This window comes from Micromonospora solifontis, from assembly GCF_003725545.1.
GTDB classification, from domain to species: Bacteria; Actinomycetota; Actinomycetes; order Mycobacteriales; family Micromonosporaceae; genus Micromonospora; species Micromonospora solifontis.
Map to the genome: position 1 here is coordinate 76,403 of NZ_RJLN01000004.1, position 19,026 is coordinate 95,428.

A 19,026-nucleotide genomic window follows, 5' to 3' on the forward strand; every position below is an offset into this window, starting at 1 on the left:
CCCGCGCCGTCGGAGTCACGTCAAACCGGTGACGGTGGCTCCCGCCGGCCGGGATGCGCGCAGGGGGCATGCATCCCGGCCGGCTCCGCCGCGCCCGGCGTTCACCTCCCGGTCCACAGAGATCCAAATCGACCACTAGCCGACGGCCTGAACTGCGGCTAGCGTCTAGCCATGGCACGGGGTTTTCCCGGGCCAGCCGGACAGCCCGGACCTGCGACCTCGCGCACGGGGCCCGCATCCGACCCCGTGTCCGACCGGGCACCGGAAGTGGCGGAACTCGGGTGGCCGGGTGCCCATCCGCGGAGCAGGCCTGTGACCACTCGCCGTACCCCCGCCGGTGCCGACCAGACGCCGGCCGCGACTGCCACGACCCGCCGGACCACCCGGAGCCGCCGTGCGGCTGCCGCGCCGGCCGGCGCCGAGGAGCCCCGACCAGCCGGCCTGGCCTTCGTCCTGGACACCTCGGTCCTCCTCTCCGACCCCGCGGCGTTCCACCGCTTCGCCGAGCACGAGGTGGTGCTGCCGCTGGTGGTCATCTCCGAGCTGGAGGGGAAGCGGCACCATCCCGAACTCGGCTGGTTCGCCCGCCAGTCGCTGCGCATGCTGGACGAGCTGCGCGTCAGGCACGGCCGGCTGGACCGGCCGGTGCCCGCCAACGAGCAGGGCGGCACCCTGCGGGTGGAGCTGAACCACAGCGACGACGGCGTGCTGCCGGCCGGCTTCCGGACCGACTCGAACGACGCCCGGATCCTCTCGGTGGCGCTCAACCTCGCCGCCGAGGGGCGGGAGGTCACCCTGGTCAGCAAGGACATGCCGCTGCGGGTGAAGGCCGCCTCGGTCGGCCTGCGGGCCGACGAGTACCGGCACGACCAGGCCAGCGACCCGACCTGGACCGGGATGGCGGAGCTGGAGCTGGGCGAGGACGAGATGTCGCGGCTGTACGCGGGCGAGACGCTGGACCTGGGCGGCGCAGCCGGCCTGCCCTGCCACACCGGTCTGGTGCTGCACTCGGGCCGCGGCTCGGCGCTCGGGCGGGTGCTGCCCGACAAGACCGTACGGCTGGTCCGGGGTGACCGGGAGGCGTTCGGCGTGCACGGGCGCTCCGCCGAGCAGCGGGTGGCGCTCGACCTGCTGCTGGACGAGTCGATCGGGATCGTCTCGCTGGGTGGCCGGGCCGGCACCGGCAAGTCCGCCCTGGCGCTCTGCGCCGGGCTGGAGGCGGTGATGGAGCGGCGCCGGCACAAGAAGGTGATCGTTTTCCGCCCGCTCTACGCGGTCGGCGGCCAGGAGCTGGGCTACCTGCCGGGGTCGGAGTCGGAGAAGATGTCGCCCTGGGCCCAGGCGGTCTTCGACACCCTCGGTTCGGTGGTGCACGAGAACGTGCTGGAGGAGGTCACCGCGCGCGGCCTGCTGGAGGTGCTGCCACTGACCCACATCCGGGGGCGGAGCCTGCACGACGCGTTCGTGATCGTGGACGAGGCGCAGTCGCTGGAGCGCGGGGTGCTGCTCACCGTGCTGTCCCGGATCGGGCAGGGGTCGCGGGTGGTGCTCACCCACGACGTGGCGCAGCGGGACAACCTCCGGGTCGGGCGGCACGACGGGGTGACCGCGGTGATCGAGGCGCTGAAGGGTCATCCGCTCTTCGCGCACGTCACCCTCAGCCGTTCGGAGCGTTCTCCGATCGCCGCAATGGTCACGGATCTGTTGGAGGACATCCCGCTCTGAGTGGCCTGTTTGACCGCATTTGAGGGTCTTCTGAGTGTGGCCCAGATCACAAAACGCCTCCTTGGTTTCCCATCAGCCTCACTGTGCGCAATGGTGTCCATCGAGCGACTCCGACAACTCCAGTCCCGCACGGCGGACGCCGCGCGGGGCCCGGAGGCCGTACCGGAACGATCGTCAGGCGTCATCCGCCGCGCCAGAGCGGAGATCCACTGACCCGGTGCGTCGGCTGCGACCGCGGGGTCGGGGCGCTCACGACGCCGACGTGGCGATCGACGGCCACGCGTCGCGTCGTGTCCTTGCCCCCGACGAAGGGACCACTTCGTGAGTCGGCTGTGGAGCCGGTTCGGCGCCCGTACGGCCGCTGTCGCGCTGCTCTCCGTGGGCGTTGCCGGTGGCTTCTACCTGGGCGAAGACCGACAGACCCAGCAGCAGGGCCTGACCGCGCAGGTCGGCCTTCAGGTCGACCGGGCGGAGTACGCGTACCAGCGCGACCGGCAGGCCGACCACCGGTTGGACTCCGCCAAGCAGCGGGCCGCCGAGTACCAGGCGAAGCTGCGGGCCGCCGAGGCGGCCAAGGAGGCCGCCCAGCGGGCCAAGGAGGCCGAGGCCGCCGCGGCGTCCCGGAAGAAGGCGCGTGAGGCGGCCGCCGCGACCAAGCCGTACGACGGGCCGATCCCGAGCTCCTGCGAGGAGTACAGCGGCAACCGGAAGATCGGTTGCGCCATCATGCTGGACGAGGGTTTCGGCATCGACCAGTTCCCGTGTCTGGACAAGCTCTGGACCAAGGAGAGCGGCTGGAACCACAAGGCCTACAACGAGTCGTCCGGGGCGTACGGGATCCCGCAGGCGCTCCCGGGCAGCAAGATGGGCTCGGTCGCCGACGACTGGAAGACCAACCCGGCCACCCAGATCAAGTGGGGCCTCGGTTACATCGAGGGCCGGTACGACGACCCGTGCGGCGCCTGGCAGCACTCGCAGAGCTCCGGCTGGTACTGATCGACCGCTGACGACGGCGGGAGGTGTGGGGATCCGCACCTCCCGCCATCATCGTCTTCGGGCGCGCCGCGCCCGCTCGGGTGGCGGCAGGCCCGGATTGCTGATAGCTGTTGGTACGTGACCTGGCGCGGCGGCCCTTCGGGCAGCGATCCCCAACGGTTCGGCACCGAGGCGTTCTACGCGTCGCTCGGCCGGGCCTTCGTGGCCATGTGCGCGGTCGTGCCGGTGCTGTTCGTCATCGAGGCGCTCGACGTCGGTCTGCACGCCAACCTGGACGTCGCCGCCGGGATCATCCCGCGCCGGATCCAGGGCCTCGACGGGGTCATCTTCTCGCCGTTCCTGCACGCCGGCTGGAACCACCTCTACAGCAACAGCATCCCGTTGATCCTGCTCGGCACCTTCGTGCTGGCCGCCGGCACCCGCCGGTTCCTCTGGTCGACCCTGGTGATCATCCTGGTCAGCGGGCTGGGCGTCTGGTTCACCGGCTCGCCGAACTCGGTGGTGGTCGGCGCCAGCGGGGTCATCTTCGGCTACCTCGGCATCCTGCTCACCCGGGGCGTGGTGGAGCGGAGCTGGTGGAATTTCGCGGTGGTGCTGCTGGTCGGCCTGCTCTACGGCTGGCAGCTGCTCGGCATCCTCCCCACCGACGAACGCATCTCCTGGCAGGGGCACCTGTTCGGGCTGCTGGGCGGGATCGTCGCGGCGATCCTGTTCCGGCGCCGCCGGGCCGAGCTGCTTCCCCCGGAGCATCCGGAGTCGCCCACCGTCACCATGCCCAGACCGGGCGTCGACGCATAGGCGGGATGTGCTTGCCCGGGGGCGACCCGGGGCCTACCGTCGGGATCAACATGCGTTGATCCATTCGCGAAAGTGACGGTAGGCCATGCGCGAGGTCGACATCGCCGTGATCGGGGCCGGCCCGAGCGGTCTCTTCGCCGCGTACTACGCCGGGTTCCGCGGGCTCTCCGTGGCCGTGGTCGACGCGTTGCCCGAGCCGGGTGGGCAGGTGACCGCGATGTACCCGGAGAAGCTCATCCTCGACGTCGCCGGGTTCCCGGCGATCAAGGGGCGGGACCTGGTCGCGAACCTGGTCGCCCAGGCCGCGCCCTTCCACCCCGAGTACCTGCTCGGCACCCGGGCGGAGAAGCTCTCCCATCTCGACGGGCGGCCCGTGCTGGGCCTGGCCGGGGGCGAGCAGCTCGGCTGCGGAGCGGTGGTGATCACCGGCGGGCTGGGCAGCTTCACGCCCCGGCCGCTGCCGGTGGCCGACAGCTTCCTGGGCACCGGGATCGTCTATTTCGTACCGCAGCCCGACGAGCTGGCCGGCCGGGACGTGCTGATCGTGGGCGGGGGCGACTCGGCGTTCGACTGGGCGGTCACGCTGGCCCCGATCGCCCGCTCGGTGACGCTGGTGCATCGGCGGGAGAAGTTCCGGGCGCACGCGTCGACCGTGACGCGGGTGCAGGCGCTGCCGGTCCGGGTGGTGGTCAACGCCGAGGTGACCCGGCTGCACGGCGACGACCGGGTGACCGGCGCCGAGATCGCCGTACGCGGCGGCGCCGTGGAGACGCTGCCGGTGGACACCGTGGTCGCCGCCCTCGGCTTCACCGCCGACCTGGGTCCGCTCGCCGAGTGGGGATTGAAGCTGGACCGCCGGCACATCGTGGTGGACAGCGCGATGGCCACCAACCTGCCCCGGATCTTCGCGGCCGGCGACATCACCGAATATCCGGGCAAGGTCCGGCTGATCGCCACCGGGTTCGGCGAGGCGGCGACGGCGGTGAACAACGCCGCGGTCGCCATCGACCCGACCGCGCACCTGTTCCCCGGGCACTCCTCCGACGGGAGTTGACCGCCGGATCAGGCGGCGGGCAGGCCGATCAGGTCGGCCATCAGCCCGGTCTGGTGGTCGAAGTACTCGTCGCGGTGCGGCAGCATCCCGTTGGTCCGGCCGAAGAGCTCGAAACTGATCAGCCCGAACAACTGGGTCCAGCCGGCCATGCCCCGGGCCAGCAACGACGGCGGCAGGTCGACGGCGAGCAGGGCGCTGAGTTCGGCCACGTCGGACCGCACGGGCTCGGGCGGTTCCGCGCCGGGCGGGTCGAGCCGGCCGCCGGCGAAGCCGTCGCGGATGATGCCGACCAGGGTCAGCGGAGGCCGCGAGGCCGGCGCGACGGTGTCCTCCGGGGCCGCGTAGCCGGGCACCGGGCTGCCGTAGAGCAGGGCGTACTCGGCGGGGTGGGCGAGCGCCCAGGTCCGGGCGGCGCGGCAGGTGGCGTGCCAGCGCCCCCGCAGGTCGGCCCGGTCGACCCCGGCGTCCGCCGCCTCCACCGCGTCGCCGAGCGCGTCGTACGCCTCGAGGATCAGTGCGGTGAGCAGGTCGTCACGGCTGGGAAAGTAGCGGTAGATCGCCGAGGAGACCATGCCCATGTCCCGGGCGACGGCGCGCAGGGAGAGGTTGGCGCCGTCGGTGGCCAGGTGTCGGCGGGCCACCGCCTTGATCTCGTCGATCATGCCGGCGCGGACCCGGGCACGGAGCGAGGGAGCGACCATGACTCCACTCTGCCACGCCTGAGAGCGCCAATCAAAACAGAGAGCACCGCTCTTGACGAAGCGGCAGATGATGCTTCATGCTCTCTTGCGAGAGCGGTGCTCTCATATCAGATCTCTGCTTCGGAGGATGGCCCCATGGCCCTGCACGTGATCGTCGGCGCCGGCCCGGTCGGCACCGCCACCGCCCGTCTCCTCGCCGAGCGCGGCGACCGGGTGCGGATGGTGACCCGCCGCGGCACCGGTCCGGCGCACCCCGCGGTCGAGCGGATCGCCGCCGACGCCGCCGACGCCGCGCGGCTCACCGCGCTGACCGAGGGCGCCGTCGCCCTCCACAACTGCGCCAACCCGGCGTACCACCGGTGGCCGGTGGACTGGCCGCCGCTGGCCGCCGCGCTGCTCACCGCCGCCGAGCGCACCGGCGCGGTGCTCGCCACCGTCGGCAACCTCTACGGGTACGGGCCGGTCGACAGCCCGATGACCGAGCAGACCCCGCTCGCTGCCACCGGCACCAAGGGGCGGGTACGCAACCGGATGTGGGCCGACGCGCTCGCCGCGCACCGGGCCGGCCGGGCCCGGGTCACCGAGGTACGCGGCTCCGACTACATCGGTGTCGGCGGGACCTCGCTGGCCATGATGGTGCTGCCCCGGGTGCTCGCCGGGCAGCGGGTGTTCCTGCCGGTCGACTGGGACGCCCCGCACACCTGGACGTACCTCCCCGACGTCGCCCGTACCCTGGTCGCGGCCGCCACCGACGAACGGGCCTGGGGGCGGCCCTGGCACGTGCCCAGCGCGCCCGCCGTGCCGATGCGGGAGCTGGCCGTCCGTGCGGCGGCCCTCGTCGGGGCGCCGGCGCCGAAGCTGACCCGGATGCCGTACCCGCTGCTCTGGCTGGCCGGGCTGGCCAATCCGATGGCCCGCGAGCTGCGGGAGACGGCTCACCAGTTCGCCGGGCCGTTCGTGATGGACTCCGCCGCCGCCACCGCCACCCTCGGCGTCGAGCCGACCCCGCTCGACCGGGTGGTCAAGGAGACGGTGACCGGCCTGCGCGGCTGAGCGGGGGGCGCAGCGCGGCGACGAGGACCGCGACCAGGGTCAGGGCCGCGCCCAGCAGGGTGGCGGGTCCGGGATGGGAGGCCCGGGTGGGCAGCGCCACGTCCAGCAGGACCGCCCCGACGATCTGCCCCGCGATGGTCGCCAGGCCGAGCAGGAGCACCCCGGTGAAGCGGACGATGGCGGCGGCGAGCGCGATGAACACGATGCCGATCGGGCCGCCGAGATAGAGCCAGAACTCGCTGGGGAAACGGCCGGCCGGGCGGCCCCGCACCGCCACCTCCACGGCGAGCGTGAGGAGCAGCGCCGCCGTGCCGACGGTGAAGTTGATCAGCGTGGCCGTCATGGCGCTGGTGGCGGCCGCCCGGACCCGCCCGTTCACCGCCTGCTGCCAGGCGATGCCCACCCCGGCCGCCAGCGGCAGCAGGGCCAGCGCCAGGGCGGCCGGGTCGCCGAGCCGGTCGCCGACCGCCAGCACCACCGCGAGCACGGTGAGCACCGCACCGACCAGCCGGTTCGGGGTGACCGGCTGGGGGCCGGCCGGGCCGACGCCGGCCCGGTCCACCAGCAGACTGCTGCCGGACTGCCCGGCCACCACCGCCACGGTGAACACCGCCACGCCCAGGGTGCCGATGGTCAGCCCCTGAGTGGCGACCAGGAAGGCCCCGCACACCCCGCCGAGACACTGCCACGGCCGGAGCGAGCCGTCCCGCAGCGTCGACCGGAGGGCGGCCAGTCCCCGCCGGCCACCGGGGGTGGCGGGGACCAGCACCAGCAGGATCAGCAGGCCCAGGCCGAACGAGACGACCGCGGCGGCGATCCCGTCGGCCAGGCGTACGCCGAGTTCGCCGTTGATCCGGGACTGCACGGCCACCGCGACCCCCGAGGCGGTGGCCAGCCCGACGCCGGCGATCCGCCGCGTGGCCGGCGGCGCGGGCGGGGCTGCCGTCCCGGTCGCGCTCACTCCTGTTCGGCCAGGGGGCGGCCGTCGAAGTCGACCGCCGAGTAGAGCGCCAGCTTCTCCAGCCGGTGGTACGAGTCGATCACTCGGATCGTGCCGCTCTTGGACCGCATCACGATCGACTGGGTGTACGCCCCGCCGGCCCGGTAGCGCACGCCGCGCAGCAGGTCACCGGAGGTGACGCCGGTGGCCACGAAGAAGCAGTTGTCGCCGGTGACCAGGTCGTCGGTGAGCAGCACCCGGTCCAGGTCGTGCCCGGCGGCGAGCGCCTTCTCCCGCTCCTCGGCGTCCTTGGGCCAGAGCTTGGCCTGCATCATCCCGCCCATGCACTTGAGCGCGCAGGCCGCGGTGATGCCCTCCGGGGTGCCCCCGATGCCCATCAGCACGTCGACGTCGGACTCGCCCCGGGCGGCCGCGATGGCCCCCGCGATGTCGCCGTCGGAGATGAACCGGATGCCCGCTCCCGTACGCCGGATCTGCTTGACCAGGTCGTCGTGGCGCGACCGGTCCAGCACGCAGACCGTCACCTCGGCGGTGTCGGTGCCCTTGACCTTGGCGATCCGCCGGATGTTCTCGGCCACCCCGGCGTTGATGTCGACCACGTCGGCGTACATCGGGCCGACGGCCAGCTTCTCCATGTAGAAGACGGCGCTCGGGTCGAACATCGCGCCACGCTCGGCCACCGCGAGCACCGCGAGGGCGTTCGGCATGCCCTTGCTCATCAGGGTGGTGCCGTCGATCGGGTCGACCGCCACGTCCACCTCGGGACCGGTGCCGTCGCCGACCTCCTCGCCGTTGAAGAGCATCGGGGCGTTGTCCTTCTCGCCCTCGCCGATCACCACGACACCCCGCATCGGGATCGAGTTGATCAGCTTGCGCATGGCGTCGACGGCCGCGCCGTCGCCGCCCTCCTTGTCGCCCCGGCCGACCCAGCGGCCGGCGGCCATCGCCGCGGCCTCGGTGACCCGGACCAGGTCGAGGGCGAGGTTACGGTCGAGATTCTGCGGCGTGCGCGTCCTGGTGGTTGTCATGACGGCTTCCTCCTCGCGACGTTGCGGGGTGGACCGGCGGGATGCGGCCGTCGCCGCCGCCGGTTTTGTCGCTGATCCTCACACGATCCCAGGTTCCGTGTCGGAGCGGGGCGGAGGAGGCCAGGATCACGTGCGCGGGACGGCTGCGAGAATGGTCGGGTGGAACCCGCACAGCCTGCCGACCGCGTACCGACCGACGCCACCCCGCCGGACGGCCAGCCACCGGTCGGGTCGACCGCCGGCCCGGCCCCGGAAGCCGCCGAGCCGGCGCTGGTCGAGTCGGCGCCCGGGCCGGCGCCACTGGCCGACGCGGGCGAGCCGGCCCTGGTCGAGCCGGTCGAGGGTGCGGCCCGGGGCGGCGCGAGCAGCCACCCGGCCGTCGCCGGCGACCAGCCCGCCCCGCCCGCCCGCAGGGAGAAGAAGCGCTCCGAGCGGTCGCCCCGGGACATGGCCCTCTCGCTGCTGGTGCTGCTGGTGCCGATCGTGCTGCTGCTCGCCTTCTACCGGGGCTTCCTCGGTGGGGACCAGCCGGCCACCGTCGACCCGAACCCCGCCGTCGAGCAGGCCCGGGCGGCCGGCGCCTTCCCGGTCAGCCGGCCCGAGGGACTCGCCAAGGACTGGCGGACGGTCAGCGCCCGCTACCAGACCGAGGCCGACGGCGGGACGCTGCGGATCGGCTACCTGACCCCGGAGGGCCGGGGCGCGCAGCTGGTGGAGAGCAGCGTGCCCGCCGACAAGCTGCTGCCGGCGGAGCTGAAGGGCGGCCAGCCGCAGGGGCAGGTCGACCTGCGGGGCGGGAACTGGCAGCGCTACACCGCGCGCAACAACGAACAGGCCCTCGTCCTGCTCGAACCGAACCGGACGGTGATCGTGGTCGGCGACGCCGGCGAGAACGAGTTGCGCCAGCTCGCGACCGCGCTGCGCTGACCGGGGCGGGCCGGTCCGACCGGTCGGACCGGACAGGGATTGCGGAACGTCGCTTCAGGGAACAGAAAAGGGCACGAGCCGACCGGGCCGGCATCGCGGCCGGACGCGCTCGTGCGCCGCAGCCGGTGTCGGGCCGCGGCGCCAGCCTCCGGCACCTCGTGGGCCGGACGACCCACCTGGAGAGTTCTCGTGAAGATTCGACGCTTCAGCGCGGCGGCCTTCGCCGCGGCGCTGCTCATCCCCGGCCTGACGGCCTGCGACGGCACCGGGACCGGCGAGGCGGGGGCCTCCGCGTCCCCCACGGTCTCCGGCAGCATCGCGCCGAGCGGTACGCCGACCACCGGCGACGCCAAGCAGGCGCTGCTCGACTCCACCAACGCGATCCGCGAGGGGAACTTCCGGTTCACCATGGCCGGGGCCGGCTCCACCGCCGAGGGGCAGGTGCACGAGCCGAGCCAGAGCGCGGAGATGCGGATGACGATCGGCGACCCGTCGTCGGACCTGATGATGAAGCTGGACCTGATCCACTTCAAGCCGGACAGCTGGGTGAAGCTGGAACTCGGCGGCAAGGCGGCGAGCAGCATCCCCGGGGTGCAGAAGCTCAACCTCGGCAAGTACCAGCACCTCGACCAGACCCGGATCAAGGGCAACCGGGCGCTCGGCTTCGACTTCGACCAGCTCGACCCGGCGGGCAGCGCCGTGCTGACCCAGGGCATCACCGAGGTCCGGCAGAGCGGCGACGGCAGCTACGCGGGCACCGTCGACATCTCGAAGGCGGCCCAGGCCGGCTCGCTCGACCCGGCCGTGATCACCGCGCTCGGCGCGCAGGCGAAGACCGTGCCGTTCACCGCCAAGGTCGACCCGCAGGGCCGGCTCAGCGAGCTGGTGCTCCAGGTGCCGGCCGCCGGGCAGACCGCCGCCCAGGAGATCAAGATCACGTACTCGGACTACGGCAACGCCACCGCCGCGCAGAAGCCCCCGGCCGACCAGGTCGTCGAGGCGCCGCCGGAGTTCTACAACCTGTTCAACTGAGCGTCCGGGGCGGGGCGGCGCCGGCCGTCCCGCCCTACTGCTCGGCGCGCTGCCGGGCCGCGTCGATCCGGGCCCGGGCCCCGTCCAGCCAGCGCTGGCAGATGCCCGCGAGCTGCTCGCCACGCTCCCAGAGCGCCAGCGACTCCTCCAGCGAGGTGCCGCCCGCCTCCAGCCGCTCGACCACCTGGGCCAGCTCGGCGCGGGCCTGCTCGTAGCTGAGCTGCTCGTCCTTCTTCTCCGTCATCGCTCCCATCCCACCACATCCAGCGGCCGGTCCGGTCGTCCGCCCGGCGTCCGCGCCGGGCGGTCTTGCTCCCGCTGCAAACCTGATGACGCAGACGACTCACCTGCGCGCGGCGGAGGGTCAGCCGTCCACGGTCGCGGCGAGTTCCCCCTCGGCGAGGCGTACCCGCAGCGGGTCGCCCTTGGCCACCTCCGACGCCGCGCGGACCACGTGGCCGTCGGCGCGCTGCACGATCGCATACCCCCGGTCGAGGGTCGCCGCGGGCGAGAGGGCGCGCAGCCGGGCCAGGGTGTGCCGCAGGTCGTCGTCGGCCGCCCCGAGCCGGTGGTCCAGGCAGCGGCCCGCCCGGTCGCGCAACGCGGTGACCTCGGTGGCCCGCTGGTCGACCATCACCTGAGGCCGGGCCAGCACCGGGCGGGAGCGGAGCAGGTCGAGGCGGTGCGACTCCCGGTCGACCAGGTTGCGGACCGCCCGCTCCAGCCGGGACCGGGCCTGGCCGATCAGCCGGACCTCCTCGGTGAGGTCGGGGACGATCCGCTTCGCCGCGTCGGTGGGGGTGGACGCGCGGACGTCGGCGACGTAGTCGAGCAGCGGCGCGTCCGTCTCGTGGCCGATCGCGCTGACCACCGGCGTGCGGCAGGCGAAGACCGCCCGGCAGAGCGCCTCGTCGGAGAAGGGGAGCAGGTCCTCGATGCTGCCGCCGCCCCGGGCGATGACGATCACGTCGATGGCCGGGTCGGCGTCGAGCACCTTGAGCGCGTCGACGATCTGCGGCACGGCGACCGCCCCCTGCACCGCGACGTTCACGGTCCGGAACTCCACCGCCGGCCAGCGCCGGCGGGCGTTCGTGAGCACGTCCCGCTCGGCGGCCGAGGCGCGGCCGGTGATCAGCCCGATCCGGCCGGGCAGGAACGGCGGCCGACGCTTGCGGGACCGGTCGAAGAGGCCCTCGGCGGCGAGCAGCTTCTTGAGCTTCTCCAGCCGGGCCAGCAGCTCGCCGAGCCCGACCTGGCGGATCTCGTCGGCGCGGAGGCTGAGGGTGCCGCGGGCGGCGTAGAACTCGGGCTTGGCGTGCAGCACCACCCGGGCGCCCTCGCGCAGCTCGGGCGCGCCAGTGTCGAGCACGTCCCGGTTGGTGGTGACGGTGAGGCTGAGGTCGGCCGAGGGGTCCCGCAGGGTGAGGAAGACCGTCGTGGCCCCCGGGCGACGGCTGATCTGGGCGACCTGCCCGTCCACCCAGACCCAGCCCAGCCGGGCGATCCAGGCGCCGATCTTCTGGCTGACCACCCGGACCGGCCACGGCTCCTCGGACGTGCTCCGCCCCGCTTCGCTGCCGCCCTGCCCCACCTCACTCACCCGCCCACCCTACGGCCCACCCCCGACGGCGTGCCCCGGTCGTGGTGCGCCGCGCTCGGTGCCGGGGAGAAACCGGGCACGTACGATGGTCGGGTGACTGAGCCCGAGACCACTCCCCGGACCGGCAAGCGCGTGCTCCTGGCCAAGCCCCGCGGCTACTGCGCGGGCGTGGACCGGGCGGTGCAGACCGTCGAGGAGGCGTTGAAGCTCTACGGCGCCCCGATCTACGTCCGCAAGCAGATCGTGCACAACAAGCACGTGGTGCAGACCCTGGAGGCCAAGGGCGCGATCTTCGTGGAGGAGAACGAGGAGGTGCCGGAGGGGGCCACCGTCATCTTCTCCGCCCACGGCGTCGCCCCCGAGGTCTACGAGCAGGCGAAGGCGCGCTCGCTCAAGGCCATCGACGCGACCTGCCCGCTGGTCACCAAGGTGCACCAGGAGGCCCGCCGGTTCGCCGCCGAGGACTACGACATCCTGCTGATCGGCCACGAGGGGCACGAGGAGGTCATCGGCACCGCCGGTGAGGCCCCGGCCCACATCCAGCTGGTGGACGGCCCCGACGGCGTCGACAAGATCACCGTGCGGGACCCGAACAAGGTCGTCTGGCTCTCCCAGACCACCCTCTCGGTCGACGAGACGCTGGAGACCGTCGCCCGGCTCAAGCAGCGGCTGCCGCTGCTCCAGTCGCCGCCCAGCGACGACATCTGCTACGCCACCTCCAACCGGCAGCACGTGGTCAAGGAGATCGCGCCGGACTGCGACGTGGTGATCGTCGTCGGCTCCCGCAACTCCTCCAACTCGGTCCGCCTGGTCGAGGTCGCCCTGGACGCCGGCGCCCGCGCCGGACACCTGGTCGACTTCGCCCACGAGATCGACGACGCCTGGCTGGCCGACGCCCGCACGGTCGGGGTCACCTCCGGCGCCAGCGTGCCGGACGAACTGGTCCAGCAGGTGCTCGCGCACCTCGCCGAGCGGGGCTTCACCGATGTCGAGGAGGTCCTCACCGCCAACGAGCGGCTCACCTTCTCGCTGCCGCAGGAGCTCAAGCGGGACATGAAGGCGGCGGCCGGTCGCGGCTGACGGGCGGAACGGATCACTCGTCGAGCGCGTCCAACCGACCATGAAGACTCCTCGGACGGTGCTCGTCGCCCTGGTCGCCGCAGCGGCGTTGACCGCCTGCGCCGCCCCGGGCGCAGACCCCGCCAGCCCCGCGACGACGGGAGCCACCCCGATGACCAGCGCCCCCGAACCCAGCGCCTCGCCCAGTGCGCCGCTCGACCCGACGCCCCCGAAGGGCGGCCCGTCGAAGCCGGCCGGCCCCAGCACCACCCTGACCGGCACCGTGCAGGCCGGGGTGGAGCCGAACTGCTTCCTGCTCGACGGCAACCTGCTGGTGGGCGCGCCGCGCGGCGCGCTGAAGGCCGGTGCCCGGGTGACCGTCACCGGCCATTCGCAGCCGGGCCTGATGACCACCTGTCAGCAGGGCACCCCGTTCGTCGTGGAGTCCGTCCGCCCTGCCTGATCCGTCCCGCGTAGCCCCGCCCCCCGAGCTGGGGGGCGGGGCTACAGAAGTTCGGCGTACGGGTCAGTTGACCGCGCCGATGGACACCGCGCCACGGCCGACGACCGCGCCCGCGGTGGTGGTGACGGCCAGGTCACCGTAGAGCTCCCGGCCGGCGGCTGGGGCGGCCAGGGCGGTCACCGTACCGGTCAGGGCGGCGGTGGCACCATTGGCCAGGGCCAGCGACGTGGCCGGGGCCGACACCGAGCCCAGCGCCGGGGACGCAAACGAGTCCCGGTAGTCATACGCGGTGCTGCCACCCGTGCCGTCCACCGCGTACCCGTCCACGACCACCCGGTAGGTGGCCGGCTCCGGGTTCGTGATGGTGACGACCTCCTCGGAACTGCCGCCGGCCGAACGGCCGACCTGGGTATTGCCGCGGAAGACATACAGGTCCAGGTCGGCGGCGGGGTTGGCCGGATTGCCGATCCGGACGGTGAAGCTGGGGACACCGGCCGGGATGTCGACCGTGAACTCCTGCGTGGCACCCTCGGCGATGGTCGGCCGCTCGGCGTGCACGCTGGAGAGCGGTCCGCCGACGCCGGTTACCGAGACCGGGCCGAAGGTGTTGGTCAGGCTCCAGCTCACGCTGCTCGGCTCACCGGCGGTGACCGACGGCAGATGGAGCACGGCCGGATCGACCTTGACCCCCTGCACCTGCGCCTGAAGCTGGAACGGGTTGTCCAGGCTCGGCGAAGTGCGCCGCGCCTCCACCTCGATCTCCCAAACGCCCGGGATCGGGTTCTGGTAGCTCCGCGACTGCGGCCTGCAGACCGCCGGGTCGGAGAAGTTGGTGTAGCAGGCGGTGCTGGCGGTGGTTTCCACCGGCACGCCGTACGGGTTGAAGGCGATAAACCGGGACTGCGAACCGGTGGCGATGCCGGAGAGGTTCACCTGCAGCGCACCGGTGCCCGGCGGCACCGTGACGAAGTACGAGGTGAAGCTGTTCCGTTCGACCGAACCCTCCGCGGAGAAGGAGTACTTCGGCGCGGTCACGTCGTTCGAGGCGACCACCACGGTGGCCACCTCGAAGTCGACCACCGAGGTGGCCGGGTCGTCGACCGTCATGATGGCGCCGTGCACGCCAGCGGCCTTCGGCTTCGCCGTCACCTTGACCGTGACCGGCTGGTTCAGCGGCAGTGCGACAGTCTTCGGCGCCGAGAAGGTGCCGTCGTTACCCCGGAACGCGATGTCGTGCTTGATGTTCTTGTTCGGGCCGCTCGTCCGGGTCAGCTTGACCTCGTACTGCCGGCTCTCGTTGACCTTTTGCCCACCCCGGTCGGCGGCGCAGCGGTTGTGAATGCCGGTGCCAACGTTCGGGCTCGGCTCGAAGATGCCCAGGTCGCGGTTGTACTTCGTCAGGTTTGCCGACAGTTCGGTGCAGACCGGGGCCTCGGAGGTGTACGAACGGGTCTCCACACCGCCGCTCAGCAGGCTCCACGCACCGGGCACGTTGAACATGCCGTAGCCCTGCGCGTACGTCGGGACGTCCGCGATCGGCTTGGCGGAGGTGTAGATGGCGCGGCGCAGCGCGGCCGGGGTGACCGCCTTGTCGGTCGCGCGGGCGGCGGAAAGCAGCAGCGCGGCAGCGCCGGTGGCCTGCGGGGAGGCCATCGAGGTGCCGTTGAGCATCTGGTAGCCGGGGGGCAGCGGGTAGCCTGCCTCGGGCACCGGGTTGCCCGGCTGCCAGGTCGGTGCGGTGGAGATGGCCGACCCGGGGGCGGCGATGTTCGGCTTGAAGCCGCCGTCCTCACGCGGGCCGCGGGAGGAGAAGTTGAACAGCGCGTTCTTCTTGCGGACCACCGAGCCATAGTTGGCCAGCCAGGTGTCCTTGCTGATGCTGGCCGCGACGCTGACCACGTTGCCGGCCACCGACGGGTCACCGACGGTGTTCACACCCGGGCCCGAGTTGCCGGCCGAGATGAACATCTGCACGCCGTACGTGGTGATCAGGTTGTTGTAGAGTTCGGTACGGGCGTTGGCACCGTCGTTCAGCGCCGGCAGGCCGCCGATCGACATGTTGATCACGTCGACCTTGCGGTTCACGACCAGGTCGACCATGCCGGTGGTGAGCGCCGCGTAGGTGCAGCCGCCGCCCCACGAGCAGGCCCGGGCGGACACCAGCTTGGCGCCGGGTGCCGCACCGTTGAACGCACTGTTGCCCAGCATGCCGTTGGCGGCGGTGATGCCGGCGACGTGCGTGCCGTGGGTGCTCTCGATGATGCCGATGTTGACGTAGTCGGAGGTGCCTGGGACGCCGATTGGGGAGGTGTCGACGTTGCGGCGGTACTCCACCACGAACGGGATCTGTTCGCGGACTGGGGTGGCGGGGTTGTCCGTGCCGAAGTGGCCGACCTGGAACCGCTCCTTGTACGGCCGCATCACCTCATCGTCGGTGAAGTCATTGTTCTGGTTGGCGTCCACCCGGATGTCCCCGTTGGTGGGGTTGTAGAGGATGCCCCAGGTGTCGGTGGTGTCGCCGTCGCGGTTGACGTCGCCGCGCGCGTCGCTGTCCCGGGTGATGCTCTCGCTGAACAGGTTGAACCGGTAGGTCCCCGCGGGAGCCGTCCAGGTGGCCCCGGCGATGGTGAAGGTCGGGCCGGCGACCTGGTTGTTCATCCGCCGCCAGGAGGGGTCCTCGAGCGGGTCGGTGGCGGTGATCCAGTCGACGATCTTGCGCTCGCCGGTGGTGGTCTGCTGCAGCGCCGGCTGATCCAGGTCGACCCCGGAGTCCATGATGCCGATGGTCACGCCGCGACCGTCCCACGTCGGGTGCGCGGCCTTGAAGGCCTCCGCGCCGGTCTCGTTGGTCGGCATGTACGGGTTGACGGCACCGGTGTCCGCGCCCGGCCCGGCCAGGGTCTCGCCCTGTCGGGCGGCCTTTTTGCCGTCGGGGGCGGCTTCGGGGGTCGGGTCGGGGAGGGGGATGGTCTCGTCGAGGTCGACCGCGGAGACGCCCGGCAGGGTCGCCGCCTTTACGGCCTTTGCCGTCGGCACCTTGGCCAGCACGTACCCGACCTCGTCGTAGCGCTCGCTGACGGCCGCGCCGAGGCTCTTCAGGCCATCGGCGACCTTCTTGGTCGAGCCCTTGCTCGCAGCGATGATCATGGTGACGGTTGGCGCCTTTTTCGCCTTCGCCTCGTTTAGCAGCTTGGCGTCGTGTGCGCCCAGGGCCTCGACGGCGGTCGGCTGCGAGGCTTCGGGAGCGGCGGCGGGGGCGGCGCTCGCGGTCGCGGCGCCTCCCCCGGCGGTCATGGCGCCGGCGGCCAGGACCGAGGCGAAGAGCCCGGCGGCGGTACGCCGGCTCCGGTTGCGGGGTTGACTCACGTTCTCTTCCTCCAGAGAACAGGGCCCTTCAGGGAACAGGGCACGTGTGCCCGTGATCCTCTGGGTTGTCCGGATCGGTGTCACTACTCCGGAGTGGATTTGTGACCGGTCCGTGACGGGGATCGACCGTCATCGTCACGCAGGGCATGGTGAACGTCGAGGCCGGCCGGCCGTTCGGCCGATGTGGACGGGCTGTCCAGCAGCTCCGGCGCCTGCGGTTGGCGGGGCGTGACCTCGACCTGGGCCGGGGCGGCCAGCTCCTGGTCGGAGACGCCCAGCTCGGCCAGCTTGCGGGCGCTCACCAGCACCCGTGCCTCCAGCGACCCGACCGCCCGGTTGTACGCCGTCACCGCGCCGCCCAGCGACGCGCCGAGCTTGCCGACGTGGTCGCCGAGGGTGGACAGCCGGCCGTACAGCTCGCGGGCCAGGGAGTGCACGGTGGCGGCGTTGCGGGCCAGCGCCTCCTGCCGCCAGGAGTAGGCCACCGTGCGCAGCAGCGCCACCAGGGTGGCCGGCGTCGCCAGCACCACGTTGCGGGCGAAGGCGTGCTCCAGCAGCGTCGGGTCGCGCTGCAACGCCACGTCGAGGAACGGGTCGGCCGGCACGAACAGCACCACGAACTCCGGGGTCTGGTCGAACGCCGCCCAGTAGGATTTGGCGGCGAGCGAGTCCACGTGTGCCCGCAGGTGCCGTGCGTGCGCGTCGAGCTGGGTGTCCCGCCCCCGCTCGTCGCGCGCCTCCATCGCGGTGAGGTACGCGTCGAAGGGCGCCTTGGCGTCGACCACCACCGTCCGGCCGCCGTGCAGCCGGACCACCAGGTCGGGGCGTACCCCCTGGTGGTCGGTGGCGGCGGTGACCTGCTCGTTGAAGTCGCAGTGCTCCAGCAGCCCGGCGGCCTCGACGATCCGGCGGAGCTGGTGCTCGCCCCACCGGCCGCGCACCTGCGGGGCGCGCAGCGCGGCGACCAGCTGCTTGGTCTCGGTGCGCAGCTCCCCGGAGACGGTGCTCATCGCGCGGACCTGCTCGCGCAGCTCCGCGTACGCGTCGACCCGGTCCCGCTCCAGCTCGGCCACCCGCTGCTCGTAGCGGCGGAGGGTGTCGTGCAGCGGCGCCACCGCCCGGGCGACGGCCTCCTGGGACTGGGCGGTCGCCTCGTAGTTGAGCGCCCGCATGGACTGCTCCAGCCGCCCCTCGCCCTCCCGGGTGGCGGCCAGCGTGGCCTCCAGCCGGGCGATCTCGGCGGCCGCCCGGGAGCGGGCGGCCAGCCAGCCGACCGCGCCGCCCGCGGCGAGGCAGAGCACCACCACGGCCAGCGTGGAGAAGGTCATGGCAGAGAGCTTGCCAAACGGGTACGACGTGCGCCCGCTGGGTACGTTCGAGTCATGGAACTTGCCCTGTGGCTGGTCCTGATCCTGATGCTCGGAGGTGCGCTCGTGTTCTGGCGGTGGGGGAGCAGGTCCCGGCGGGCCACCGAGCTGGCCGACGCCCGCGCCGAGGCGCAGCGCTGGTACGAGCGGCTCGGCGGCCAGCTGATGAACCTGCACGGCGATCAGCCGGCCGTCCGGCAGGCGCTGGTCGACGCCGGCGAGCGCTACAACGCGGCCGGCAGCCAGCTGGAGCAGGCCGGTACGGTGCGGCAGTTCGCGCTGGCGCGGGAGACCGCACTGGAGGGGCTGACGTACATCCGGGCGGCGCGCACCGCCATGGGCATCGACCCCGGCCCCGAACTGCCCCCGCTCGCCTCGGCCCGGGGCGTGGGCCAGCTCACCAAGGAGCGCGAGGTCAACGTGCAGGGGCAGACGTTCCGGGCCGGTCCGCAGCCGGGGGCGGCCACCCCCTACTACTACCCCGGCGGGCACTATCAGGGCCGGCCGGTGCCGGCCGGCTGGTATTCCACGCCCTGGTGGAAGACCGCGCTGGGCGCCGGCGCCGGGGTGCTCGGCGGCATGCTGATCGCCGACGCGCTCTTCTCGCCCGCCTTCGCCGACCCCGGGTACGGCTACGAGGCCGGCTACCAGGAGGGGTTCCAGGACGGGTTCGGCGACGGCCAGGACTACGGCGACCAGGGCGGCAACGACTACGGCGGCGACCAGTTCGCCGGCGACCAGGGCGACTGGTCCGGCGCCGACTACGGCACCGCCGACTATGCCGGCGGCGACTTCGGCGGCGGGGACTTCGGCGGCGACTTCGGTGGTGGGGACTTCGGCGGCGGCGACTGGTGATGCCCGGCGGCGGTCGCCGGGTCGGTTGACCGGCGAACGGC

General features: G+C 72.7%; 17 protein-coding genes. 10 read left to right on the forward strand and 7 right to left on the reverse strand.

Annotated features, from left to right (window positions below; genetic code table 11):
- The first annotated feature begins 312 nt into the window (after positions 1-312).
- From phoH2 to EFE23_RS02600, 4 genes are all read left to right on the forward strand, one after another.
- Complete coding sequence (gene phoH2, locus EFE23_RS02585) at positions 313-1,725, forward strand: RNA 5'-3' helicase PhoH2 (RefSeq protein WP_123239250.1); 1,413 nt, start codon at positions 313-315, stop codon at positions 1,723-1,725.
- A gap of 321 nt (positions 1,726-2,046) precedes the next feature.
- The gene (locus EFE23_RS02590) at positions 2,047-2,721 is read left to right on the forward strand and encodes an aggregation-promoting factor C-terminal-like domain-containing protein (RefSeq protein ID WP_123239251.1); all 675 of its coding nucleotides are present in this window, start codon (positions 2,047-2,049) and stop codon (positions 2,719-2,721) included.
- Between the two features lie 117 nt (positions 2,722-2,838).
- Entirely contained in the window at positions 2,839-3,519 is a 681-nt protein-coding gene (locus EFE23_RS02595) for a rhomboid family intramembrane serine protease (RefSeq protein WP_123239252.1), read from the forward strand.
- 85 nt (positions 3,520-3,604) lie between these two features.
- The gene (locus EFE23_RS02600; protein ID WP_123239253.1) at positions 3,605-4,573 is read left to right on the forward strand and encodes an NAD(P)/FAD-dependent oxidoreductase; all 969 of its coding nucleotides are present in this window, start codon (positions 3,605-3,607) and stop codon (positions 4,571-4,573) included.
- 8 nt (positions 4,574-4,581) lie between these two features.
- On the opposite strand, the gene EFE23_RS02605 is transcribed toward EFE23_RS02600, so the two are convergent.
- On the reverse strand, positions 4,582-5,274 hold the full coding sequence (locus tag EFE23_RS02605; protein WP_123239254.1) for a TetR/AcrR family transcriptional regulator: 693 nt from the start codon (positions 5,272-5,274) through the stop codon (positions 4,582-4,584).
- A 135-nt stretch (positions 5,275-5,409) separates the two neighbouring features.
- Here EFE23_RS02605 and EFE23_RS02610 point away from each other — a divergent pair, with 135 nt between their 5' ends.
- Positions 5,410-6,327, forward strand: coding sequence for an NAD-dependent epimerase/dehydratase family protein (locus EFE23_RS02610; protein ID WP_123239255.1), 918 nt, complete (start codon positions 5,410-5,412; stop codon positions 6,325-6,327).
- Here EFE23_RS02610 and EFE23_RS02615 read toward each other — a convergent pair.
- Together EFE23_RS02615 and glpX are read right to left on the reverse strand one after the other, a co-directional pair.
- Entirely contained in the window at positions 6,296-7,288 is a 993-nt protein-coding gene (locus EFE23_RS02615; protein WP_123239256.1) for a DMT family transporter, read from the reverse strand. The genes EFE23_RS02610 and EFE23_RS02615 overlap by 32 nt on opposite strands.
- Positions 7,285-8,316, reverse strand: coding sequence for a class II fructose-bisphosphatase (gene glpX, locus EFE23_RS02620; protein WP_123239257.1), 1,032 nt, complete (start codon positions 8,314-8,316; stop codon positions 7,285-7,287). The genes EFE23_RS02615 and glpX overlap by 4 nt, the downstream gene beginning before the upstream one ends.
- A 159-nt stretch (positions 8,317-8,475) precedes the next feature.
- Between glpX and EFE23_RS02625 the strand changes: the two genes are divergently transcribed.
- On the forward strand, positions 8,476-9,243 hold the full coding sequence (locus EFE23_RS02625; protein ID WP_123239258.1) for a DUF4245 domain-containing protein: 768 nt from the start codon (positions 8,476-8,478) through the stop codon (positions 9,241-9,243).
- 189 nt (positions 9,244-9,432) lie between these two features.
- Complete coding sequence (locus tag EFE23_RS02630) at positions 9,433-10,275, forward strand: hypothetical protein (RefSeq protein ID WP_123239259.1); 843 nt, start codon at positions 9,433-9,435, stop codon at positions 10,273-10,275.
- A gap of 34 nt (positions 10,276-10,309) precedes the next feature.
- On the opposite strand, the gene EFE23_RS02635 is transcribed toward EFE23_RS02630, so the two are convergent.
- Positions 10,310-10,519 (reverse strand): exodeoxyribonuclease VII small subunit, encoded by a 210-nt coding sequence (locus EFE23_RS02635; protein ID WP_123239260.1) that lies wholly within the window; start codon positions 10,517-10,519, stop codon positions 10,310-10,312.
- Positions 10,520-10,639: 120 nt separating this feature from the next.
- Positions 10,640-11,875 carry an exodeoxyribonuclease VII large subunit gene (gene xseA, locus EFE23_RS02640; RefSeq protein ID WP_233600833.1) on the reverse strand — a complete coding sequence of 412 codons (1,236 nt, stop codon included), beginning with the start codon at positions 11,873-11,875 and terminating at the stop codon, positions 10,640-10,642.
- Between the two features lie 93 nt (positions 11,876-11,968).
- On the opposite strand from xseA, the gene EFE23_RS02645 reads away from it, so the two are divergent.
- Both EFE23_RS02645 and EFE23_RS02650 read left to right on the forward strand, forming a co-directional pair.
- Positions 11,969-12,955 (forward strand): 4-hydroxy-3-methylbut-2-enyl diphosphate reductase, encoded by a 987-nt coding sequence (locus EFE23_RS02645; protein WP_123239262.1) that lies wholly within the window; start codon positions 11,969-11,971, stop codon positions 12,953-12,955.
- Between the two features lie 40 nt (positions 12,956-12,995).
- Positions 12,996-13,397 (forward strand): hypothetical protein, encoded by a 402-nt coding sequence (locus tag EFE23_RS02650; RefSeq protein WP_123239263.1) that lies wholly within the window; start codon positions 12,996-12,998, stop codon positions 13,395-13,397.
- Positions 13,398-13,460: 63 nt separating this feature from the next.
- Here EFE23_RS02650 and EFE23_RS02655 read toward each other — a convergent pair whose 3' ends face one another.
- Positions 13,461-16,763 (reverse strand): S8 family serine peptidase, encoded by a 3,303-nt coding sequence (locus EFE23_RS02655; protein ID WP_123239264.1) that lies wholly within the window; start codon positions 16,761-16,763, stop codon positions 13,461-13,463.
- 83 nt (positions 16,764-16,846) lie between these two features.
- Positions 16,847-18,091 (reverse strand): DNA recombination protein RmuC, encoded by a 1,245-nt coding sequence (locus EFE23_RS02660; RefSeq protein WP_233600834.1) that lies wholly within the window; start codon positions 18,089-18,091, stop codon positions 16,847-16,849.
- 54 nt (positions 18,092-18,145) lie between these two features.
- Here EFE23_RS02660 and EFE23_RS02665 point away from each other — a divergent pair, with 54 nt between their 5' ends.
- A complete protein-coding gene (locus EFE23_RS02665) occupies positions 18,146-18,985 on the forward strand; it encodes a hypothetical protein (protein WP_123239265.1) in 840 nt (279 codons plus the stop codon).
- Positions 18,986-19,026: the final 41 nt, after the last annotated feature.

Bases quoted from the DNA above. Each gene is read 5' to 3' on its own strand.
- EFE23_RS02600 (WP_123239253.1), top strand. From the start codon at position 3,605: ATGCGCGAGGTCGACATCGCCGTGATCGGGGCCGGCCCGAGCGGTCTC.
- EFE23_RS02605 (WP_123239254.1), bottom strand. From the start codon at position 5,274: ATGGTCGCTCCCTCGCTCCGTGCCCGGGTCCGCGCCGGCATGATCGAC.
- EFE23_RS02610 (WP_123239255.1), top strand. From the start codon at position 5,410: ATGGCCCTGCACGTGATCGTCGGCGCCGGCCCGGTCGGCACCGCCACC.
- glpX (WP_123239257.1), bottom strand. From the start codon at position 8,316: ATGACAACCACCAGGACGCGCACGCCGCAGAATCTCGACCGTAACCTC.
- EFE23_RS02635 (WP_123239260.1), bottom strand. From the start codon at position 10,519: ATGACGGAGAAGAAGGACGAGCAGCTCAGCTACGAGCAGGCCCGCGCC.
- EFE23_RS02650 (WP_123239263.1), top strand. From the start codon at position 12,996: ATGAAGACTCCTCGGACGGTGCTCGTCGCCCTGGTCGCCGCAGCGGCG.
- EFE23_RS02660 (WP_233600834.1), bottom strand. From the start codon at position 18,091: ATGACCTTCTCCACGCTGGCCGTGGTGGTGCTCTGCCTCGCCGCGGGC.
- EFE23_RS02665 (WP_123239265.1), top strand. From the start codon at position 18,146: ATGGAACTTGCCCTGTGGCTGGTCCTGATCCTGATGCTCGGAGGTGCG.